Source organism: Phytobacter sp. SCO41, assembly GCF_003073275.1.
GTDB classification, from domain to species: Bacteria; Pseudomonadota; Gammaproteobacteria; order Enterobacterales; family Enterobacteriaceae; genus Phytobacter; species Phytobacter diazotrophicus.
Window position 1 is genome coordinate 1,905,007 of sequence record NZ_CP027225.1, and the last position, 22,236, is coordinate 1,927,242.

Here is a 22,236-nt window from a genome sequence, read left to right on the forward strand (position 1 = left end):
ATGTTTTTACGTCCGGAAGATTTTGCCACGGTCGTGCGTTCGACTCCGCTTATCTCCATCGATCTTATCGTGGAGAACGAAAGCGGCGAGTTTTTGCTCGGCAAGCGTACGAATCGTCCGGCGCAGGGTTACTGGTTTGTGCCGGGTGGACGGGTGCAAAAAGATGAACCTCTGGCGAGCGCGTTTGAACGTTTGACGCTGGCTGAACTGGGCGTACTCCTGCCGATGTCGGCAGGAGAGTTTTATGGCGTCTGGCAGCACTTCTATGACGACAACTTCTCCGGCAGCGATTTTTCTACCCACTACATTGTGCTCGGCTTTCGCTTACGGGTCGATGCCTCCACGCTGGCCCTGCCGACAGAACAGCACGATGACTATCGCTGGCTGACGCCTGATGTGCTGATTGCTGACCCGCTGGTACATGACAATAGCCGCGCCTACTTCAAGGAAGCGCGGGGAGTACCGGGCTTATGAAAATTCTTGTTTACGGCATCAACTATGCGCCGGAGTTAACCGGTATCGGTAAATACACCGGCGAGATGGTTGAATGGATGGCCCGGCAGGGGCATGACGTGCGTGTCATCACCGCTCCGCCTTACTACCCGGAATGGCAGGTGGGTAAGGCGTATTCCGCCTGGCGTTATCGCCGGGAAAGCGGTGCCGCGACCGTCTGGCGCTGTCCTCTGTATGTGCCGAAACAGCCTTCGACATTGAAACGCCTGATTCACCTGACCAGCTTCGCCGTGAGCAGCTTTTTCCCGCTGATGGCACAGCGTCGCTGGAAGCCGGATCGCATCATCGGCGTGGTACCAACACTGTTTTGCACACCGGGTATGCGCCTGCTGGCAAAACTCACCGGTGCGCGCACGCTGCTGCACATCCAGGATTATGAAGTTGACGCCATGCTTGGTTTAGGGATGGCCGGGAAAGGCAAAACCGGCAAAGTGGCGAAACTGGCCGCCGCGTTTGAGCGCAGCGGCCTGCACAACGTTGACAATGTGTCCACCATCTCCCGCTCAATGATGAACAAAGCACGGGAAAAAGGGGTGGAGCCAGGGCGGATAATCTTCTTCCCGAACTGGTCAGAAGTGGCCCGCTTTCGCGACGTTGACGCGCAGGACGTTGCCCAACTGAGACAAGCGCTGGGATTGCCGGAAGATAAAAAAATTATTCTTTACTCCGGCAACATTGGTGAAAAGCAGGGGCTGGAAAATGTGATTGCGGCGGCGGCTAACCTTCGCGAGCAACCGTGGTTGTTTGTGATTGTGGGTCAGGGTGGCGGCAAAGTGAGACTGGAAAAACAGGCCCTGCAACAGGGGCTGGATAACGTGAAATTCTTTCCGTTGCAGTCTTACGAGGCGTTGCCTGCGCTGCTCAAGATGGCCGATTGCCATCTGGTGATTCAAAAACGTGGCGCGGCGGATGCCGTGCTGCCATCGAAACTGACCAATATCCTCGCCGTGGGCGGCAATGCCGTTATCACCGCCGAGGCGTCCACCGAATTGGGCCAACTGTGTCTGGCATCGCCGGGCATTGCCGTGTGCGTAGAGCCTGAATCCGTACCGGCGTTAACGGCGGGCATCGAACAGGCACTCTTGATGCCCAAAACCAACGCGGTGGCACGTGAATATGCCGAACGCACGCTCGAGAAAGAGAGCGTGTTAACCCAGTTTATGACTGATATCTCCCGACGCGATCCGGCGGTCAGTGCAGGGCAGGCCGCCCATGCGCAAGACGAACGTCTGAATTACGAAGGGAATGGGGATAAATCATGAGTCAAACACAACTGTATCCGGTAGTGATGGCCGGAGGCTCCGGCAGCCGCCTGTGGCCACTGTCCCGTGTCCTGTATCCAAAACAATTTCTCTGCCTGAAAGGCGATTTGACCATGCTGCAGACCACCGTCTGCCGTCTGGACGGGGTGGAGTGTGAAAGTCCGGTTGTTATCTGTAATGAACAACACCGCTTTATCGTTGCCGAGCAGTTGCGCCAGCTCAACAAGCTGACGGAAAACATCATCCTTGAACCGGCGGGGCGTAACACCGCACCGGCGATTGCGCTGGCCGCAATGGCGATCAAACGCCATAACCCGACCTCTGACCCGCTGATGCTGGTGCTGGCAGCGGATCATGTGATTCAGGATGAAGAGGCGTTCCGCACGTCGGTGCGCCAGGCGCTGGCCTATGCCGAAAGCGGCAAACTGGTGACCTTTGGCATCGTACCGGACCTGCCGGAAACCGGTTATGGCTACATTCGTCGTGGCGAAGTGACCCCAGGTAAAGGTGAAGGTCTGGCCTTCGACGTGGCGCAGTTTGTGGAAAAACCGAACCTCGATGCGGCGCAGGGTTATGTGGCGAGCGGTGAATATTACTGGAACAGCGGCATGTTCCTGTTCAGCGCCGGGCGCTATCTGGAAGAGCTGAAAAAATATCGTCCCGATATTTACGAGGCCTGCGAACGCGCAATGAATGTAACGGACCCGGACCTGGACTTTATCCGTGTTGATGAAGCCGCGTTCCTGGCCTGCCCGGAAGAGTCTATCGACTACGCGGTAATGGAAAAAACCGCCGATGCGGTGGTGGTACCGATGGATGCCGGCTGGAGCGATGTGGGTTCCTGGTCCTCGTTGTGGGAAATCAGCGCCCATACGCCCGAGGGAAACGTCCATCACGGCGACGTCATCAGTCATGACACGGAGAACAGCTTCGTCTATGCCGAGTCCGGTCTGGTCACCACCGTCGGCGTGAAAGATCTGGTGGTGGTGCAGACCAAGGATGCCGTGCTGATTGCGGACCGTAACCATGTGCAGGATGTGAAGAAAGTGGTCGAGCAGATCAAAGCGGATGGCCGCCATGAGCACCACATTCACCGCGAAGTCTACCGTCCCTGGGGGAAATATGACTCCATTGATGCGGGCGATCGCTATCAGGTGAAGCGCATCACCGTGAAACCTGGCGAAGGGCTTTCGGTCCAGATGCATCATCATCGGGCTGAACACTGGGTCGTGGTGGCCGGTACGGCGAAAGTCACCATTAATGACGAGATTAAACTGCTCGGTGAGAACGAGTCGGTCTACATTCCGCTCGGCGCACGTCACTGTCTTGAGAACCCAGGGAAAATACCGCTCGATTTAATTGAAGTACGGTCCGGTTCATATCTTGAAGAGGACGATATTGTGCGGTTTGAAGATCGCTACGGGCGCATCTGACGCTGTCCGACACCTTTCGCGCAGCCGCTGATTTGCCGCAACGCGACGTCGGATAGATATAACGATTGAATTCTTTTTGATTATTTCTCCACACCGGAGAGGGCTAACTGTTGCCTGAAAACGAGGTAATGATGGAAAAATTAACCTGTTTTAAAGCCTACGATATTCGCGGCAAGCTGGATGAAGAGCTGAATGAAGACATTGCCTGGCGGATTGGCCGGGCCTATGGCGAGTATTTAAAACCGCAAACCATCGTGCTGGGCGGTGATGTCCGTTTAACGAGCGAAACATTAAAGCTGGCGCTGGCCAAAGGGCTACAAGACGCGGGTGTGGATGTTCTGGATATCGGCCTTTCGGGCACCGAAGAGATCTATTTTGCCACCTTCCATCTGGGCGTAGATGGTGGGATTGAAGTGACGGCCAGCCATAACCCGATGGACTACAACGGCATGAAGCTGGTCCGTAAAGGTGCCCGTCCAATCAGCGGTGATACGGGGCTGCGCGATGTTCAGCGCCTGGCAGAAGCGAATGACTTCCCGCCAGTGAATGCGCAAAAACGCGGCAGCTATCGACAAATCAACCTGCGTGACGCCTATATTGATCACCTGCTCAGCTATGTCGACCTGGCGAATTTCAAACCGTTAAAACTGGTGATCAATTCCGGTAACGGGGCGGCAGGGCCGGTCATTGATGCCCTGGAACAGCGCTTTAAGGCGAACAATGTTCCCGTCACCTTTATCAAGGTGCACAACACCCCCGATGGCAACTTCCCGAACGGTATCCCGAACCCACTGCTGCCGGAATGCCGTGACGATACCCGCAACGCGGTTATTGAACATCATGCGGATTTAGGTATCGCGTTCGACGGCGATTTTGACCGCTGCTTCTTCTTTGACGGTAACGGCCAGTTTATCGAGGGCTATTACATCGTCGGTCTGCTGGCGCAGGCATTCCTGGAGAAAAACCCCGGCGCGAAGATCATCCACGACCCGCGCCTTTCCTGGAACACGGTGGACGTTGTCACAGCGGCAGGCGGTAAGCCGGTGATGTCGAAAACCGGGCATGCGTTTATTAAAGAGCGGATGCGTGAAGAGGATGCGATCTACGGCGGTGAGATGAGCGCGCATCACTATTTCCGTGATTTTGCCTATTGCGATAGCGGCATGATCCCATGGCTTTTGGTGACGGAGCTGCTGTGTCTCAAGGGCAAAACGCTGGAAGCGCTGGTACGCGATCGCATGGCGGCTTTCCCGGCCAGTGGCGAGATCAACTTAAAGCTGGACCAGGCCGCGCCGGCAATCGCCCGCGTCGAAGCACATTTTACCGGTTCTGCGCTTAGCGTTGACCGAACCGATGGCATCAGCATGTCCTTCCCGGACTGGCGCTTTAATTTGCGCTCGTCCAATACCGAGCCGGTTGTGCGTCTGAACGTGGAATCGCGCAGCGACACCGCGCTGATGGAGGCGCGAACACAGGACATTCTGGCGTTGTTGAAACAGTAATCCCTGTTTTCCCCTCACTCTAACCCTTTTCTGCGAGAGGAGAGGGCTGGGGTGGGGGGAAACAAATGAATAGGTACAACGATGACAAATCTAAAAAAGCGCGACCGGGCCAAAACGAATGCATCGTTAATCTCAATCGTGCAGCGATTCTCAGACATCACCATCATGTTCGGTGGGCTGTACATTGTCTGTAGGTTCAATACGTTGCCATTCTTTTATCAGCACCTGCTGATGGCCCTCATTACCCTCGTGGTGTTCCAGATGATTGGCGGCATGACTGATTTTTATCGTTCATGGCGTGGTGTGCGGTTTATGACCGAGCTGGTTTTATTGCTGCAAAACTGGACCCTCAGTTTTGTCTTTAGCGCCGGTCTGGTGGCTTTTCGCAGCGAACTTAACAATACCTTTGCCCTCTATTTTGCCTGGTATTTGCTCAGCAGTTCAGGGCTGATTATCTGCCGTGGCGTGATCCGTTTTGCCGCCGGTTGGCTGCGTAATCATGGCTATAACACCCGTCGCGTTGCGGTGGCGGGCGACCTTCCCGCCGGGCAGGAACTGCTGGAGAGTTTTCGTAATGAACCCTGGCTGGGTTTTGAAGTGGTCGGTGTCTATCACGACGCGAAACCGGGTGGCGTGAGCAGTGACTGGGTGGGCAATTATGACCAACTGCTTGATGACGCTCGCGCCGGGAAAATCCACAACGTCTACATCGCCATGTCAATGAACGACGCTCAGTGCATCAAACATCTGGTGCGGCAACTGGCAGACACCACCTGCTCGGTGATCCTGATACCCGATGTTTTCACCTTCAACATTCTGCATTCGCGGATTGAAGAGGTGAATGGCGTGCCGGTGGTGCCGCTGTATGACACGCCGCTTTCGGGCGTCAACCGCATTCTCAAACGCCTTGAAGACATTGTGCTGGCGTCGCTCATCCTGATGCTGATCTCACCGGTTCTGTTGGGGATCTCGCTGGCGGTGAAATTGACCTCCCCGGGCCCGGTTATCTTCCGCCAGACCCGTTACGGTATGGACGGTAAGCCCATCAAAGTGTGGAAATTCCGCTCCATGAAAGTTATGGAGAACGACAAAGTCGTAACCCAGGCCACGCAAAACGATCCGCGCGTGACCAAAGTTGGCAGCTTCCTGCGCCGGACGTCACTGGATGAGCTACCGCAGTTTATCAATGTGCTGACGGGCGGGATGTCTATCGTCGGTCCACGCCCTCATGCGGTGGCGCATAACGAGCAGTACCGTCAGCTCATTGAAGGCTACATGCTGCGTCATAAAGTGAAACCGGGTATTACCGGCTGGGCGCAGATCAATGGCTGGCGCGGCGAGACGGATACGCTGGAAAAAATGGAAAAACGCGTTGAGTTCGACCTTGAGTACATCCGTGAATGGAGTCTTTGGTTCGATATCAAAATCGTTTTTCTGACCATCTTTAAAGGGTTTGTGAATAAAGCGGCGTATTAGGAACTTGTCCCATAAGGCTATTTTGCTGGCCATTTTGAACCAGGGCAGTGCTCAAAATCCTCACGTACTTCGTGTACGTTCCGGTTTTTCCGCGCTGTCCGTGTTCAAACTGCCTGCGCCAATAACGCCTTATGGGCCATGTTCAAAGGAAAAATAATCATGAGCTTACGTGAAAAAACCATCAGCGGGGCGAAATGGTCGGCCATGGCAACGTTGACCATTATCGGGCTTGGGCTGGTACAGATGACCGTACTGGCGCGCATTATCGATAACCACCAGTTTGGCCTGCTCACTGTCTCGCTGGTGATTATCGCGCTCGCCGATACGCTATCGGATTTTGGTATTGCCAACTCCATCATCCAGCGTAAGGAGATAAGTCATCTCGAACTCACCACCCTGTACTGGCTGAATGTCGGGCTGGGGCTGGTGGTCTGTGTGGCTATCTTTTTACTCAGCGATCTGATTGCCGGGTTGCTGCATAACCCGGATCTGGCGCCGCTGATAAAAACTCTGTCGCTGGCCTTTGTGCTGATTCCGCATGGTCAGCAGTTCCGGGCGCTGATGCAAAAGGAGCTGGAGTTTAACAAGATCGGCAGCATAGAAACCGTCTCGGTGCTGGCTGGTTTTACCTTTACGGTGGTCAGCGCCTTTTTCTGGCCGCTGGCAATGACCGCCATCCTCGGCTATCTGGTTAACAGCGCCGTGCGTACGCTGCTCTTCGGCTGGTTTGGCCGCAAGATTTACCGTCCTGGTCTGCATTTTTCGCTGCGTTCGGTCAGTTCTAACCTCAAGTTTGGCGCGTGGCTTACGGCGGACAGCGTCATTAACTACCTGAACACCAATCTCTCTACGCTGGTACTGGCGCGCATCCTTGGGGCCAGCGTCGCGGGCGGTTACAACCTGGCCTATAACGTGGCCGTCGTTCCACCAATGAAACTCAACCCCATCATTACGCGCGTCCTGTTCCCGGCTTTCGCCAAAATTCAGGATGACACGGAAAAGCTGCGGCTTAATTTTTACAAGCTGTTGTCGGTGGTGGGGATCATTAACTTTCCGATCCTGCTTGGGCTGCTGGTGGTGTCGAATAATTTCGTGCCGCTGGTGTTCGGCGAGAAGTGGAGCAGCATCATTCCTGTCCTGCAATTGTTATGCATTGTGGGGCTGCTGCGTGCGGTCGGCAATCCGATTGGGTCGTTGTTAATGGCCAAAGCCCGCGTGGATATCAGCTTTAAATTCAATGTCTTCAAAACCTTTTTGTTTATTCCCGCCATCATTATTGGCGGCCACCTGGCAGGCGCCATTGGCGTCACGCTGGGCTTTCTGCTGGTGCAGATTATTAACACCGTCCTGAGCTATTTCGTGATGATCAAACCTGTTCTGGGATCCAGCTATCGCCAGTACATCCTGAGTCTGTGGCTGCCGTTCTACCTGTCGCTGCCAACGCTGGTGGTGAGTTATGGGCTGGGGCTGTCACTCGCCGGGCGTCTGCCTGTGTCGGCATTGCTTGCCGTTCAGGTGATGGCGGGCGCGCTGGCATTCGCGGCGATGATTGTGCTGTCACGTAATGCGCTGGTGGTGGAGATGAAGCGCCAGTTTTGCCGCAACGAAAAAATGAAAACGCTATTGCGTGCCGGTTGATATTCATTTTCCTCCTCACCCCGGTTCTCTTCGCGAACGGAGAGAGTTGGGGGGAGGGGAATTTTTTAAGAGGTCATTATGAAATTATTAATTCTTGGCAATCACACCTGCGGCAACCGTGGCGACAGCGCCATTTTGCGCGGGTTGCTGGATGCGATTGCACGCATCGAACCACAAGCGGAAGTGGACGTAATGAGCCGCTACCCGGTGAGTTCTTCCTGGCTGTTGAACCGCCCGGTCATGGGTGATCCACTCTACAGCCAGATGAAAGCGCACAATACTGCCGCCGGGTTAATGGGGCGGGTGAAAAAGGTCCTGCGCCGTCGCTACCAGCACCAGGTACTGCTTTCTCGGGTGACCGATAGCGGCAAGTTGCGCAACATCGCTATTGCCCAGGGTTTTACCGATTTCGTCCGCCTGCTTGCAGGTTATGACGCGATTATCCAGGTGGGTGGCTCCTTTTTTGTCGATCTTTACGGCGTTCCGCAGTTCGAACATGCCCTCTGTACGTTTATGGCTAAAAAGCCGTTGTATATGATTGGCCACAGCGTCGGGCCGTTCCAGGATCCGCAGTTTAATCAACTGGCAAATTATGTCTTTGGTCATTGCGACGCGTTGATCCTACGTGAGAGCGTCAGTCTGAATTTAATGAAGCAGAGTGAAATCACGACCGAGAAAGTGGAGCAGGGCGTTGATACCGCCTGGCTGGTTGAAGATGATGCGGCGTTTATCCCCAGCTACGCCGTCCGTCACTGGCTGGATGTGGCCGCAAAACAGAAAACCGTCGCTATTACGCTACGTGAACTCGCGCCGTTTGATAAGCGACTGGGTACGACCCAGCAAGCCTATGAAAAGGCCTTTGCCGACGTGGTGAACCGCATTCTGGATGCAGGCTGGCAGGTGATCGCGCTCTCGACCTGTACCGGTATCGACAGTTACAACAAAGATGACCGGATGGTGGCGCTCAATCTGCGTCAGCATATTAGCGACCCGTCCCGCTACCACGTGGTCATGGATGAACTTAACGACCTCGAAATGGGTAAAATCCTCGCCGCCTGTGACCTGACGGTGGGGACACGCCTGCACTCCGCCATCATCTCGATGAACTTCGGTACGCCGGCTATCGCCATTAACTACGAACACAAATCAGCCGGGATTATGCAGCAGCTCGGTATGCCGGAGATGGCGGTGGACATTCGCCACTTGCTAGATGGCTCGCTGGCGGCGATGGCGGCGGACACCCTGGGGCAACTGCCTGCGCTCAATCAACGCCTGGCCACCGCCGTAGCGGCCGAACGAGAGAAAGGCGCGTTGATGGTGAAATCGGTGCTGGATCGCATTCGGGAGGTGAAATGAAAGTCAGCTTCTTTTTGCTGAAATTCCCGCTCGCCTCGGAAACCTTTGTTCTGAATCAGATTGTGGCGTTTATCAACATGGGTTATGAGGTGGAGATCGTCGCGCTGCATAAGGGCGATCTGCAAAATACCCATAGTGCCTGGACGGAGTACCGTCTGGCGGAAAAAACCCACTGGTTACTGGATGAGCCGGAGGGCAAGCTGGCGAAACTGCGCTATCGTGGGCAGGCGATATTACGCGGCGCAGGACGCGCGGCCACCTGGAAAGCGCTCAATATGTCGCGCTACGGTGATGAAGCGCGAAATCTGATTCTGGCAGCCATCTGCGGTCTGACACCGCAGGTTTTTCGCGCCGATGTCTTTATTGCCCATTTTGGCCCGGCAGGGGTTACGGCGGCGAAACTGCGCGAACTGGGCCTGTTACAAGGCAAGATTGCCACTGTTTTCCACGGCATTGATATTTCGCATCGTGATGTGCTCAGCCACTATGCGCCGGAATATCAGCAGCTCTTTCGCCGCGGCGACCTGATGTTACCTATTAGTGAACTGTGGGCGGACAGGTTACGCAGTATGGGCTGCCCGGAAGAAAAAATTGCCATCTCGCGCATGGGGGTTGATATCGCCCGTTTTACCCTGCGCCCGGTGAAAGCCCCCGGAACGCCGCTGCAGATGATCTCTGTTGCGCGGCTGACTGAAAAAAAGGGGCTGCATGTAGGTATTGAAGCCTGCCGTTTACTTAAAGAGCGTGGTGTGGCCTTTACCTGGACTATTTTGGGCATTGGCCCGTGGGAGCGGCGCTTGCGCACCCTGATTGAGCAATACCAACTGGATGATGTGATCCACATGCCGGGCTTTAAGCCCAGCCATGAGGTCAAAGCGATGCTGGATGAAGCCGATCTCTTTTTATTGCCGTCGGTCACCGGTGTGGATGGCGATATGGAAGGGATTCCCGTGGCCCTCATGGAGGCAATGGCTGTAGGTATTCCGGTGGTGTCAACGGTGCACAGTGGCATTCCTGAACTGATCAACGCTGGGGAGTCTGGCTGGCTGGTGCCGGAAAATGACGCCCGCACGCTGGCGGACAAGCTCGCCGAGTTCAGTGCAATGCAGCGTCAGGATCTGACGCCGGTGATTGCCCGTGCCCGCCAAAAAATCGAAGCCGACTTCAACCAGCAACGTATCAATCAGCAACTTGCCACGCTGCTACAGGCGCTCTGAATCGAGGTCCTATGTCTGAGTTCGAAAAAAAGAATCGATTTGCGTTTAACCGACGCAGTTTCCTGACTGCTGGCGCCGCTCTTGCGGCGCTGCCTTTTTTACCGGTTGCCACAGCGCGCGCCGAAACGGTGGATATCCGTCGCTATCAGACAACCGACTGGCCTGCGGCGTTGAAACAGGCCTTTAGTGAAGCGCAAACGGTTGAAATCCCGGAAGGTCTGGTGTGTGAAAATCTCAATACCGGGGTCTTTATTCCGCCGGGGAAGACGCTGCTGGTGCGGGGGAGTATTAAAAGCAATGGTCGTGGACGTCTGGTATTGCAGGATGGCTGTAAGGTCATCGGTGAGAAGGGGGGGAGTCTGTACAATCTGACGCTTGATGTCCGCGGTTCAGATTGTGTCATTCAAGGTTTGAATATGAGCGGTTATGGCCCGGTGGCGCAAATCTACATCGGTGGAAAAGAGCCGCAGGTTATGCGCAATCTGACCATCGACAACATTACGGTCACCAAGGCCAACTACGCCATTCTGCGTCAGGGCTTCCATAATCAGATTATTGGCGCCCGGATCACCAATAGCCGCTTTAGCTACCTGCAAGGTGACGCCATAGAGTGGAACGTCGCCATTAACGATCGCGATATCCTGATCTCTGACCATGTCATTGACCATATTGATTGCACAAACGGCAAAATCAACTGGGGCATAGGTATTGGGCTGGCGGGCAGTACCTACGATAACACCTACCCGGAAGACCAGGCGGTGAAGAATTTTGTGGTTGCCAACATCACTGGCAGCAATTGCCGACAACTGGTCCACGTTGAAAACGGTAAACACTTTATTATTCGTAACATTAAGGCAGAAAATATTACCCCGGACTTCAGCAAAAAAGCCGGGATAGATAACGCGACGGTGGCGATATATGGCTGTGACAATTTTGTCATTGATAACGTCTCGATGGTCAACAGTGCCGGGATGCTCATCGGCTACGGGGTTATCAAAGGCGATTATTTGTCCATTCCGCAAAATTTCAAACTGAACGATATTCGCCTGGAGAATGCACAGAATCAGTACAAGCTGCGCGGTATCCAGATATCGTCCGGTAACGCCACCTCATTTGTGGCGATTACCAACCTCAACTTACAGCGGGCAACGCTGGAGTTCCATAACAAACCACAACACCTTTTCCTGCGAAATATCAATGTAATGCAAGACTCCTCTGTGGGGCCGGCACTCAAGCTTAACTTCGATTTACGTAAGGATGTGCGCGGGCGCTTTATGGCGCGGCAGGATACCTTGCTGTCGCTGGCAAATATTAAAGCTGTGAATGAGAAAGGGCAGAGCTCCGTCGATATTGATCGCATCGATCATCAGGTTGTGAATGTACAAAATCTCAACTTCCGTTTGCCGGCGAAGCCGTAGCGGTAAGGAGATTGTCATACTTTGCGATGAATCCTGGAGACTTTATTTCACTGCCAGGATTACATCTACAGCAATTATACGACAATCGGCGTAACATATTTCGCGGCAACTCGTCCCGTGAACGCTGGCGAAAAGAAGTTGAAGGTCTATAATTTATCAATCATTTACAGGTGGAAGGCATAATGATTAATTTGAAAGCAGTTATTCCGGTAGCAGGTTTGGGGATGCATATGCTACCCGCCACCAAAGCTATTCCTAAAGAGATGCTACCTATCGTCGATAAGCCAATGATTCAATACATCGTCGACGAAGTTGTTGCTGCAGGGATCAAAGAAATCGTCCTGGTAACTCACTCTTCCAAAAACGCGGTCGAAAACCACTTCGATACCTCCTATGAGCTGGAAGCGTTACTTGAACAGCGCGTAAAACGTCAGCTTCTGGCTGAGGTGCAGTCAATCTGCCCTCCTGGCGTGACAATCATGAACGTCCGTCAGGCGCAACCGCTGGGCCTGGGGCACTCCATTCTCTGTGCGCGCCCAATCGTTGGCGACAATCCGTTCGTGGTGGTCCTGCCGGATATCATTCTGGATTCCGCTTCTGCCGACCCGCTGCGTTACAACCTGGCGGCAATGGTTGCCCGTTTCAATGAAACCGGCCGTAGCCAGGTGCTGGCAAAACGCATGAAGGGCGACTTGTCTGAATACTCTGTGATTCAGACCAAAGAGCCGCTGGATAGCGAAGGTAAGGTGAGCCGTATCGTTGAGTTCATCGAAAAACCGGATCAGCCGCAAACGCTGGATTCAGACCTGATGGCTGTAGGCCGCTATGTGCTTTCCTCTGAAATCTGGGCAGAGCTGGAGCGTACTGAGCCTGGCGCATGGGGACGTATTCAGTTAACGGATGCCATCGCGGAACTGGCGAAGAAGCAGTCAGTGGATGCCATGCTGATGACCGGCGAGAGTTACGACTGTGGTAAAAAAATGGGCTACATGCAGGCGTTCGTCAACTACGGCCTGCGTAACCTCAAAGAAGGTCAAAAATTCCGCGAAAGCATTAAGAAACTTTTGACGCAGTAATTGTAAAACCTGCGCTTCTTGAGGTAAGTGTGGGTTGAGAGATTAAGGCGGATAAATACATCACATTTTATGTGCCATTTGCCCGCTTTTTTATGCTACCAGCCCAAACCCGCATATTTCTTCTTCTACATTTCCCCCAAGTAAAGCCACTCGTTCAGTGGGAACACTTTTTCAATCGACCGGGAGAAGTACAGTCGCTCACCTCCCGAGTTTTCGTATAGCATTAGAATCAGGTATTAAGTAACATACTATCCACTTAAGCCCGTCTGACTCGTTGCCGGATGGGTAACCACACCTGACAGGAGTTTTGCATGTCTAAGCAACAAATCGGCGTTGTTGGTATGGCCGTGATGGGGCGCAACCTGGCGCTTAACATCGAAAGCCGTGGCTATACCGTTTCCGTTTTCAACCGCTCCCGTGATAAGACCGAAGAAGTGATTGCCGAGAACCCTGGCAAGAAACTGGTTCCGTATTACACCGTGAAAGAGTTTGTTGAATCCTTAGAAACTCCCCGTCGCATCCTGTTGATGGTGAAAGCGGGCGCTGGCACAGATGCCGCTATTGACTCCCTGAAACCGTATCTGGAAAAAGGCGACATCATCATTGATGGCGGTAATACCTTCTTCCAGGACACCATTCGTCGTAACCGCGAACTCTCTGCTGAGGGCTTTAACTTTATTGGTACCGGTGTTTCAGGCGGTGAAGAGGGCGCGCTAAAAGGCCCATCCATCATGCCTGGCGGTCAGAAAGATGCTTACGAACTGGTCGCACCGATCCTGACCAAAATTGCAGCCGTTGCTGAAGATGGCGAGCCTTGTGTGACCTATATCGGAGCTGACGGTGCGGGCCATTACGTTAAAATGGTTCACAACGGTATCGAATATGGCGACATGCAATTGATTGCAGAAGCCTATTCATTACTGAAAGGCGGGCTGAATCTGTCTAACGAAGAGCTGGCTACTACTTTCAGCGAGTGGAATAAAGGTGAGCTGAGCAGCTATCTGATCGACATTACCAAGGACATCTTCACCAAGAAAGATGAAGACGGTAACTATCTGGTCGATGTTATTCTGGATGAGGCAGCCAACAAGGGCACCGGTAAATGGACCAGCCAGAGTTCCCTGGATCTCGGTGAACCGCTTTCCCTGATCACTGAATCCGTGTTTGCACGTTATATCTCTTCGCTGAAAGAGCAGCGCGTTGCCGCGTCTAAAGTTCTGAGTGGCCCGCAGGCACAACCTGCTGGTGATAAAGTGCAGTTTATTGAGAAAGTTCGTCGTGCACTGTACCTCGGTAAAATCGTCTCTTATGCACAGGGCTTCTCTCAGTTGCGTGCTGCGTCTGATGAATACCATTGGGATTTAAACTACGGCGAAATCGCGAAAATTTTCCGCGCAGGCTGCATCATCCGCGCTCAGTTCCTGCAGAAAATTACCGATGCATATGCAGAAACGCCGGCAATTGCTAACCTGCTGTTGGCACCGTACTTTAAGAAAATCGCTGATGAGTATCAGCAGGCGCTGCGCGATGTCGTGGCTTATGCTGTACAAAATGGTATTCCGGTACCGACCTTTGCCGCTGCGGTTGCCTATTACGATAGCTACCGTGCTGCAGTACTGCCAGCCAACCTGATCCAGGCTCAACGTGATTATTTTGGCGCGCATACTTATAAACGTACTGATAAAGAGGGTGTGTTCCACACCGAGTGGTTGGATTAATCTGAAATAGCCAACAGCAAAATGTAGGCCCGGAGCGCTCCTCCGGGCTTTTTTATTTTCTAAAGGCGGGTTTCAGTCAGGTCTGATAGGCGCCGTTGTAGAAAACCACGATATACTGACGATATGCTGACTCGATACGCCATCTATACAGGCGACGTGTTCACCCTCAAATGTTTAACCGGAAGAAGTTGCAGAGCGAATGAAAATAACAATCTCAGGAACAGGCTACGTTGGCTTATCGAACGGTATTCTGATTGCGCAGCATCATGAAGTGGTCGCACTCGATATCGTGCAGGCTAAAGTCGATATGCTGAATCAGAAAAAATCGCCGATAGTTGATAAAGAAATTGAAGAGTACCTGGCGACAAAAGAGTTGAATTTTCGCGCCACCACGGATAAGCAAGATGCCTATCGGGGCGCCGATTATGTCATTATCGCCACCCCGACTGATTACGACCCGAAAACCAACTACTTCAATACTTCCAGTGTTGAGTCGGTCATCCGCGATGTGCACGAAATCAACCCCGATGCGGTGATGATTATCAAGTCTACCATTCCGGTGGGGTTCACTCAGTCCATCAAAGATGAGCTCGGCATCGACAATGTCATCTTCTCGCCGGAGTTCTTGCGCGAAGGTAAGGCGCTTTACGACAACCTGCATCCGTCACGTATTGTCATTGGCGAACGTTCCGCACGCGCTGAGCGTTTTGCGGGGCTGCTGCAGGAAGGGGCTATCAAGAAAGATATCCCAACGCTGTTCACCGATTCCACCGAAGCCGAAGCCATCAAGCTGTTCGCTAATACCTATCTGGCAATGCGCGTGGCCTATTTCAACGAGCTGGACAGCTATGCCGAAGCGCTGGGGCTGAATACGCGCCAGATCATTGAAGGGGTTTGCCTTGACCCGCGTATTGGCAATCACTACAACAACCCGTCATTTGGCTATGGCGGCTACTGCCTGCCAAAAGATACCAAGCAATTGCTGGCGAACTACCAGTCGGTGCCGAATAACATTATTGCGGCTATCGTGGATGCGAACCGCACGCGCAAAGACTTCATTGCTGACTCCATTCTTTCCCGTAAACCGAAGGTGGTGGGTGTCTACCGTCTTATTATGAAGAGCGGTTCGGATAACTTCCGCGCATCCTCTATTCAAGGGATTATGAAACGTATCAAGGCGAAGGGTGTACAGGTCATCATTTATGAACCGGTAATGCAGGAAGACGAGTTCTTCCACTCTCGCGTTGTCCGTGACCTGGAAGCTTTCAAGAAAGAATCGGATGTGATTATTTCAAACCGCATGGCGCCGGAGCTGGCGGATGTTGAAGCCAAAGTCTATACCCGCGATCTGTTCGGTAACGACTAACCACAGAAATGACAACGGCCCGTCAGGGCCGTTTTTTTACGCCTTGTAATACGTCTTGTACCACTCGACAAATTTCTTCACGCCTTCTTTAACCGATGTCTGCGGTTTAAAACCGATGGTGTCATACAACGGCTGCGTATCGGCGTTGGTTTCCAGCACATCGCCCGCCTGAATCGGCATCATGTTCTTCTGCGCTTCAATACCCAGCGCCTCTTCCAGCGCTGTGATGTAATCCATCAACTCGACCGGCGAGCTATTGCCGATGTTGTAGATATGATAAGGCGCTGAACTGCTGGCCGGGGAGCCACTTTCAACGGTCCAATTCGGGTCAGCCTGCGGAATCACATCCTGCATGCGGATAATGGCTTCAACAATATCATCCACATAGGTAAAGTCGCGTTTCATCTTGCCGTAGTTATAGACATCAATGCTTTTGCCTTCGAGCATGGCTTTCGTGAATTTGAACAACGCCATGTCCGGGCGTCCCCACGGGCCGTAAACCGTAAAGAAGCGCAGTCCCGTGGTCGGTAAACCATAAAGATGTGAATAGGTATGCGACATCAGCTCATTGGCTTTTTTGGTTGCGGCGTAAAGCGATACCGGGTGATCAACCGAATCTTCTGTAGAGAAAGGCATCTTGCGGTTCAGGCCGTAAACAGAACTGGAGGAGGCATACAGCAAATGCTGAACCTTATTGTGGCGGCAGCCTTCCAGCACGTTCAGATGACCAATCAGGTTAGCTTCGGCGTAAACATGTGGGTTTTCCAGTGAATAACGTACGCCCGCCTGAGCGGCAAGATGGATAACGCGGTCGAACTTCTCTTCGGCAAACAGCTGTGACATGAGGTGTTGATGAGCAATGTCGATTTTACGAAAGCTGAACAACGGTGATTGTAGTAAATTCACACGAGTCTGCTTCAAATTAACATCATAGTAATCGTTAAGATTATCAATTCCGACTACAGCGTGCCCGGCCTCCAAAAGGCGTTTGATTGTATGAAAGCCGATAAATCCAGCAGCTCCCGTGACTAAAAACTTCATATATATCCTCCGGGTTGTATATACCCGCTGTGTACAAGTCTCGATTTTACACTGGCTTGCTATAAGGTTCATCTGCTTTACAGCAGATGAATTTCCGGACGGTGTATACATGTTTACGGCTGGATGAAAAACAGGCGGTTATTGCTGGGTAATATAACTGCGCTTGGCGACAATAACGAACTTGATAATATTCAACATTTTCAAGGGGTTATTCTCTCGTATCGTTGATTTCTCTGAAAAATGAGTCTGCTGGGGTGGTTTTTAACCATTCTGTCACTTTTTGCTATAGCCCGTGCATGTCTCTGCCAGTGTTCATTGATGTGCTAACTGGTTCGCCATGTTTTTTAATTTTTATTCTTACGTGTCAGGGTTATAATAAGTAGGTGATATATTCTGGATGTCAATGCCTGATTGTGTTATCGTTAACCGATTGAAATAAAAGGATATCGATGGTAATGAGGAAATGCATTAAATTTAACCTGATTGTCTGATGCTACGACAGGTTAACCTCTGACCATCAATCAGTCTTGGGTGTATTCACTTGGTTTAACTGCTTTAGATGGGCCTCGAAACGGGCGATAGTTATGCACATATGTACTGAGTACCGAAAAATGAGATAGTCCTGATAGTAAAATCGCCTTGAAACAACGAAATTGCGAGTTAGTGACGTGATCGTTTGGTTTCTTTTTGCACAGGATTTAGGTGGTTTTATGAGCTAAGTAATACTTCCATTTAATTTTCGTAGGAGTAAAGATAAACTCCTTCTGGCCGCTAGGCTTGGCCATTGGTCGCTGCGAAATGCTTTTGGCCATCATTTAATTGTTAGGGGAAAGTAGACACAATAATGTGGAATGATAACGCGCTTTGGTTGCGATAGCTAAGGGCGGTAGCATTCTCGTAGAATGATTACGAAACTCCGCAGCGTGCAAGCGCTGATGTGAGGTGCTCCCTCGACGCGTTTTTGTGTTGTCTGGCTTTGATTTTTTTGTTTTTCGATAATCTTTTCAACCTGAGTAAAATTATGAAAAGTCTTTTTTATATGCGCAATTGTACATTTATCAATGGGTTGTAAAAAAAACTTGGGCGGCATCCAGACAAAATCAAATATAATGATTATTTCTGACGGTCGCTAGTCATATATGATGGAGTGTAAATTATCTAATATAATTTCCCGATTATATGAAACTTTATTTCTGGAACCTGATGGGATAATTATCTCCATTGTTTTCATGGGATGCTAAAAAGTTGCTAATGAGGAAGTCAATAGCGTGACGGTGATTCTCTTCTTGCGATTGAATATAATTAGGTGTGGTATATGAGGTAATAGTGGACATTTTTCCTATATAAAGAATAAACACATCTTCGCTGGAAGGCAGTGTTAAAAATCAGCGAAAAATTATGAGCGCAAAGTAAAAGAGATTAGATGTTATTAGTTATATTCAAGATGGATTTTTCGGCCATAGGTTTTTGAGGAAGGATTCAGAAAGAATGGTGTGACTGTATCGCACCGGTCTGAAATAACAGGTAAGAAGAAAATCCTTAAATTCACGTTCGTTATTACATCATCAAATATATCGGCAAAGAATTTTCATTAGCGATACAATGTTCACGGTCAGTCAGCAATTAATTGCACTGGCGTTCAGGTGTGGAAATGAATGAAAATGGCTAAAGGATAAAAAGAGAAGATGTGATTGACTTATTTTCAGAGGAAATACATATCGCGGTGAATAGATTATCGCAAATCAAAAAAATCAGAGCCAGACTGCGTAAAAAAATGCGTTGTGTGGTTATGGATAGAAAATACCATGCGTCAGTCGTTGCGGGTTGCTGTGTGTGTAATCTTTCTCTGGGCTGTTGAGGAACAGTATGAGAATAGTATATTTCGTTAATGCCGCTTGGTATTTTGAGTTACATTGGTTGGACAGATCGGAAGCAGCCATCAATAAAGGCTATGAAGTTCATCTCATTAGTTGCTTTTCTGACGACACTGTAAAGAAAAACCTTGAAGATAAAGGCATAAAGTGCTGGGATATTAAACTAAATCGGTTTTCTAAAAATATCTTTAAAAATATTTCAATATTTATTTCTTTTCGAAAGTATTGTAAGCAAATAAATCCTGACATAATTCACCTTATTACAATAAAACCTATTATTTTTGGTGGCTTATATGCTCGTTTAGTTGGAATACCATTTATTGTCAGTTTTGTTGGGTTAGGCAGACTTTTCAGTGTGCAAGATGGCTGGTTAAATCATCTGATTTATCAAACAGTAGTATCTGTTTATCGCTATCTGTTAGCCTCAAAGAGCCCTGCGAATATTATTTTTGAACATAAAGCTGATTTTGTTGAGCTTAATAAATATATTAATTTTAACAAAAATAATGTGCATATTATCGAAGGTGCGGGCGTTGATCGGTTTCGCTTCTCCTATCAGCCAGAGCCCGATGAGCATCATTTTTCAATTTTATTCGCAAGCCGTTTGCTATGGTCAAAGGGACTCGGGGTTGCTGTAGAAGCGGTTGAGCAATTAAAACATAAAAATATTAAAAACATAACATTATATGTTGCCGGTATTCTTGATGATTGTGATCCAGATAGAATTGAGTTAGAGCAAATTCTGGACTGGGAAAAAGACGGGAAAATTGTATGGTTAGGAAGAAGGAATGATATTCACGAGTTAATAAAAAACAGTCATATTGTTGTGTTGCCAACGATGTATTCAGAAGGTGTTCCGAGAATAATAATCGAAGCTTGCGCCATAGGTCGCAGCTGTATTGTTGGTAATGTCGCCGGCTGCAAGGCCATTATTATAGACGACTTTAACGGTTGTGTTATTCAAAATTATAGTGCTGATGAAATTTCAGGTAAGCTTTTGTATCTGCTGCAAAATAGTCACATAAGGAAAGAATTTGGGCGGCGTTCCGCAAAAATCGTTAAAGAAAGATTTAGTAAAGAAATAGTCATTGATAAAACATTACGTGTTTATAGCCACTTGCTAAGTACAACAAAGCGATATAAAAAATGATTGGAACATTAGTAAACATTTCTAAAATACTTATCCAGAAGAGAGAGTTGATCTGGCAAATGTCAAAAAGAGACGTGATGGGGCGCTATAAGGGCTCTTTCCTTGGTCTGGCATGGTCATTATTTAATCCGATACTAATGCTGGCAGTCTATACTTTTGTATTCTCTGTTATTTTTAAATCGCGTTGGGGAAATACTCCAAATGAAGGTCATGCTGATTTTGCCATAATACTATTTACCGGTTTGATTGTTTTTAACTTATTCTCAGAGTGTATAAACCGATCAACCAGTCTAATTGTTTCAAACGTGAATTTTGTGAAAAAAGTTGTGTTTCCGATTGAAATTTTACCGGTGGCTAATTTACTAGCGGCATTATTCCATGCTTGTATAAGTTTAATTGTTTTATTTATTGCTATTTTAGTATTCAAACAACAACTACATCTTACAGTTCTTTTACTACCTGTTATAACCATTCCGCTGATGCTCTCTATTCTTGGGTTAAGCTGGATTTTAGCATCACTTGGTGTATTTATTCGCGATGTGCCACAAACGATCGGTATCTTAGTGACTATTTTAATGTTCTTGTCACCTGTTTTTTATCCGCTATCGGCACTCCCTGCTGATTTCCAACAAATCGTCATGCTTAACCCTTTAGCATTCATGATTGAGGAAGCAAGAAAAGTTGTTTATTGGGGTAGTGAGCCAAACTGGACTATGTTCGCCATTAATATGGTTGTTGGTTTAATTGTCTGTGCTGCTGGGTTTGCGTTTTTCCAGAAAACAAAGAAAGGTTTTGCCGATGTCCTCTGATAACATTGCGATTAGCGTAACTAACATTAGCAAATGCTATAATATCTACTCTTCCCCCCGGGATAGACTGAAACAATTTATTCTACCTAAATTCCAGTGCATAGCAGGAAGACCAGTCCATCGCTATTACAACGAGTTTTGGGCCTTAAATAATATCAATTTTACAATAAAAAAAGGTGAATCAGCAGGAATTATTGGACGTAATGGCTCAGGTAAAAGTACTTTGCTACAGTTAATAACCGGCACATTAACGCCGACGACTGGTAGTATTCAAACCAAGGGAAGAATTGCTGCGCTGCTTGAATTAGGTTCAGGTTTTAACCCAGAGTTTACGGGCCGGGAAAATATTTATCTCAATGGTGCTGTCCTTGGATTATCGCGCTCAGAAATAGATGCTAAGTTCGATGCCATTGCGGGATTTGCTGATATTGGTGCACATCTTGATCAACCGGTGAAAACCTACTCAAGCGGGATGATGGTGCGCCTGGCGTTTGCTGTTCAAGTGCAGCTCGAGCCTGACATTCTTATTGTTGATGAAGCTCTTGCTGTTGGTGATGCTTTGTTTCAGAAGCGCTGTTTCCAGCAAATTGAGAAGTTAACAAGCAATGGAGTTACTCTGCTGTTTGTTTCTCACGATCAAGAATCTGTGCGTACCTTAACAAATAAGGCAATCTTGCTCGATCGAGGAACTCAACTTAGTACAGGTCTGTCCTCAGAGGTGCTACTTGAATACCGTCGTTTACTGCATCAGGAAGAGAGTAAATATTTCTCCCAGTTAGCAGAGGATGTGGCCGCGCATGCCGAAGCTACCCGAGAGGAAAATAAAACCCCACCTGCTGAGACTGCCGTTTGCGCAGAGAATACCCTGGTAGAGGAAACTGTCCCGTCACGTACCGATAAATTATCTTTCGGTGAAGGTGAAGCGGAAGTAGAAGGTGTTGAACTGTTCACAGCGTCTGGTGAGCGCAGCAATGCATTTAATCCTGGTGATAAAATCAAAATTCGAGTTAATTGCAAAGTGAACAAAGATATTAATCATATCAATGTTGGTATCCGCATACGCAATAAAGAAGGCGTAAAGATTTATTCATGGGGTACGTTAAACCAGGACATGGTTGCCCGCTTCAACCAGCTCGAAAAACCGCAGTTCTGGGAGCGTGAATTTAAAGCCGGAGATCGCTTTCATGTTGATATGGAATTTGAATGTACGCTTGGAACAAATCTCTATGAGATACAGGCTGCCGTGTCCTATGAGGGTACACCAAACTATTTCTCGCAACGTATTCTGCACTGGCGTGATGAAGCTGCTTTCTTCCATGTCAACGTCTTGCGCGATGAATATTTTTTCGGTGGCATATTAGACCTAAAAATGAACGCAGAGTGGTAA

Annotated in this window: 16 protein-coding genes; 15 read left to right on the forward strand and 1 reads right to left on the reverse strand. The window is 49.6% G+C overall.

The window, feature by feature from the left end; translation table 11 throughout:
• The 12 genes from C5523_RS09130 (at nucleotide 1) to ugd (ending at nucleotide 15,975) form a co-directional block, all read left to right on the forward strand.
• Entirely contained in the window at nucleotides 1–474 is a 474-nt protein-coding gene (locus C5523_RS09130) for a GDP-mannose mannosyl hydrolase (RefSeq protein WP_071195745.1), read from the forward strand.
• Nucleotides 471–1,775, forward strand: a complete 1,305-nt coding sequence (gene wcaI / locus C5523_RS09135; protein WP_041851964.1) for a colanic acid biosynthesis fucosyltransferase WcaI — start codon at nucleotides 471–473, stop codon at nucleotides 1,773–1,775. Before C5523_RS09130 ends, wcaI begins: the two co-directional genes overlap by 4 nt.
• On the forward strand, nucleotides 1,772–3,208 hold the full coding sequence (gene cpsB, locus C5523_RS09140) for a mannose-1-phosphate guanyltransferase (protein ID WP_108700976.1): 1,437 nt from the start codon (nucleotides 1,772–1,774) through the stop codon (nucleotides 3,206–3,208). The genes wcaI and cpsB overlap by 4 nt, the downstream gene beginning before the upstream one ends.
• Before the next feature lie 131 nt (nucleotides 3,209–3,339).
• Complete coding sequence (gene cpsG / locus C5523_RS09145; RefSeq protein ID WP_108702306.1) at nucleotides 3,340–4,710, forward strand: colanic acid biosynthesis phosphomannomutase CpsG; 1,371 nt, start codon at nucleotides 3,340–3,342, stop codon at nucleotides 4,708–4,710.
• Nucleotides 4,711–4,791: 81 nt separating this feature from the next.
• Nucleotides 4,792–6,186 (forward strand): undecaprenyl-phosphate glucose phosphotransferase, encoded by a 1,395-nt coding sequence (wcaJ, locus tag C5523_RS09150; protein WP_108700977.1) that lies wholly within the window; start codon nucleotides 4,792–4,794, stop codon nucleotides 6,184–6,186.
• Nucleotides 6,187–6,345: 159 nt separating this feature from the next.
• Entirely contained in the window at nucleotides 6,346–7,824 is a 1,479-nt protein-coding gene (wzxC, locus tag C5523_RS09160) for a colanic acid undecaprenyl disphosphate flippase WzxC (RefSeq protein ID WP_071195747.1), read from the forward strand.
• A 78-nt stretch (nucleotides 7,825–7,902) separates the two neighbouring features.
• Nucleotides 7,903–9,180 carry a colanic acid biosynthesis pyruvyl transferase WcaK gene (gene wcaK, locus C5523_RS09165; RefSeq protein WP_041851960.1) on the forward strand — a complete coding sequence of 426 codons (1,278 nt, stop codon included), beginning with the start codon at nucleotides 7,903–7,905 and terminating at the stop codon, nucleotides 9,178–9,180.
• The gene (wcaL, locus tag C5523_RS09170) at nucleotides 9,177–10,397 is read left to right on the forward strand and encodes a colanic acid biosynthesis glycosyltransferase WcaL (protein ID WP_108700979.1); all 1,221 of its coding nucleotides are present in this window, start codon (nucleotides 9,177–9,179) and stop codon (nucleotides 10,395–10,397) included. The genes wcaK and wcaL overlap by 4 nt, the downstream gene beginning before the upstream one ends.
• A gap of 11 nt (nucleotides 10,398–10,408) precedes the next feature.
• Complete coding sequence (wcaM, locus tag C5523_RS09175; protein WP_108700980.1) at nucleotides 10,409–11,815, forward strand: colanic acid biosynthesis protein WcaM; 1,407 nt, start codon at nucleotides 10,409–10,411, stop codon at nucleotides 11,813–11,815.
• A 182-nt stretch (nucleotides 11,816–11,997) separates the two neighbouring features.
• Nucleotides 11,998–12,891, forward strand: a complete 894-nt coding sequence (galF, locus tag C5523_RS09180; protein ID WP_041851958.1) for a GalU regulator GalF — start codon at nucleotides 11,998–12,000, stop codon at nucleotides 12,889–12,891.
• A gap of 311 nt (nucleotides 12,892–13,202) precedes the next feature.
• Nucleotides 13,203–14,609 carry an NADP-dependent phosphogluconate dehydrogenase gene (gene gndA, locus C5523_RS09185; protein WP_041851951.1) on the forward strand — a complete coding sequence of 469 codons (1,407 nt, stop codon included), beginning with the start codon at nucleotides 13,203–13,205 and terminating at the stop codon, nucleotides 14,607–14,609.
• A gap of 199 nt (nucleotides 14,610–14,808) precedes the next feature.
• Nucleotides 14,809–15,975: a UDP-glucose 6-dehydrogenase gene (ugd, locus tag C5523_RS09190; RefSeq protein ID WP_041851944.1), complete on the forward strand. Its 1,167-nt coding sequence runs from the start codon at nucleotides 14,809–14,811 to the stop codon at nucleotides 15,973–15,975.
• A 36-nt stretch (nucleotides 15,976–16,011) separates the two neighbouring features.
• Here ugd and C5523_RS09195 read toward each other — a convergent pair whose 3' ends face one another.
• Nucleotides 16,012–17,016 (reverse strand): NAD-dependent epimerase, encoded by a 1,005-nt coding sequence (locus tag C5523_RS09195; RefSeq protein WP_108700981.1) that lies wholly within the window; start codon nucleotides 17,014–17,016, stop codon nucleotides 16,012–16,014.
• A 1,866-nt stretch (nucleotides 17,017–18,882) separates the two neighbouring features.
• Here C5523_RS09195 and C5523_RS09200 point away from each other — a divergent pair.
• The 3 genes from C5523_RS09200 to C5523_RS09210 are packed head-to-tail and all read left to right on the forward strand — an operon-like array spanning nucleotide 18,883 to nucleotide 22,236.
• A complete protein-coding gene (locus C5523_RS09200) occupies nucleotides 18,883–20,040 on the forward strand; it encodes a glycosyltransferase family 4 protein (protein ID WP_108700982.1) in 1,158 nt (385 codons plus the stop codon).
• A complete protein-coding gene (locus tag C5523_RS09205; RefSeq protein WP_108700983.1) occupies nucleotides 20,037–20,849 on the forward strand; it encodes an ABC transporter permease in 813 nt (270 codons plus the stop codon). Before C5523_RS09200 ends, C5523_RS09205 begins: the two co-directional genes overlap by 4 nt.
• Nucleotides 20,839–22,236, forward strand: coding sequence for an ABC transporter ATP-binding protein (locus C5523_RS09210; protein WP_108700984.1), 1,398 nt, complete (start codon nucleotides 20,839–20,841; stop codon nucleotides 22,234–22,236). The genes C5523_RS09205 and C5523_RS09210 overlap by 11 nt, the downstream gene beginning before the upstream one ends.

Coding starts and splice junctions, on each gene's coding strand:
- C5523_RS09130 (WP_071195745.1), top strand. CDS start 1: ATGTTTTTACGTCCGGAAGATTTTGCCACGGTCGTGCGTTCGACTCCG.
- wcaI (WP_041851964.1), top strand. CDS start 471: ATGAAAATTCTTGTTTACGGCATCAACTATGCGCCGGAGTTAACCGGT.
- cpsB (WP_108700976.1), top strand. CDS start 1,772: ATGAGTCAAACACAACTGTATCCGGTAGTGATGGCCGGAGGCTCCGGC.
- cpsG (WP_108702306.1), top strand. CDS start 3,340: ATGGAAAAATTAACCTGTTTTAAAGCCTACGATATTCGCGGCAAGCTG.
- wcaJ (WP_108700977.1), top strand. CDS start 4,792: ATGACAAATCTAAAAAAGCGCGACCGGGCCAAAACGAATGCATCGTTA.
- wzxC (WP_071195747.1), top strand. CDS start 6,346: ATGAGCTTACGTGAAAAAACCATCAGCGGGGCGAAATGGTCGGCCATG.
- wcaK (WP_041851960.1), top strand. CDS start 7,903: ATGAAATTATTAATTCTTGGCAATCACACCTGCGGCAACCGTGGCGAC.
- wcaL (WP_108700979.1), top strand. CDS start 9,177: ATGAAAGTCAGCTTCTTTTTGCTGAAATTCCCGCTCGCCTCGGAAACC.
- wcaM (WP_108700980.1), top strand. CDS start 10,409: ATGTCTGAGTTCGAAAAAAAGAATCGATTTGCGTTTAACCGACGCAGT.
- galF (WP_041851958.1), top strand. CDS start 11,998: ATGATTAATTTGAAAGCAGTTATTCCGGTAGCAGGTTTGGGGATGCAT.
- gndA (WP_041851951.1), top strand. CDS start 13,203: ATGTCTAAGCAACAAATCGGCGTTGTTGGTATGGCCGTGATGGGGCGC.
- ugd (WP_041851944.1), top strand. CDS start 14,809: ATGAAAATAACAATCTCAGGAACAGGCTACGTTGGCTTATCGAACGGT.
- C5523_RS09195 (WP_108700981.1), bottom strand. CDS start 17,016: ATGAAGTTTTTAGTCACGGGAGCTGCTGGATTTATCGGCTTTCATACA.
- C5523_RS09200 (WP_108700982.1), top strand. CDS start 18,883: ATGAGAATAGTATATTTCGTTAATGCCGCTTGGTATTTTGAGTTACAT.
- C5523_RS09205 (WP_108700983.1), top strand. CDS start 20,037: ATGATTGGAACATTAGTAAACATTTCTAAAATACTTATCCAGAAGAGA.
- C5523_RS09210 (WP_108700984.1), top strand. CDS start 20,839: ATGTCCTCTGATAACATTGCGATTAGCGTAACTAACATTAGCAAATGC.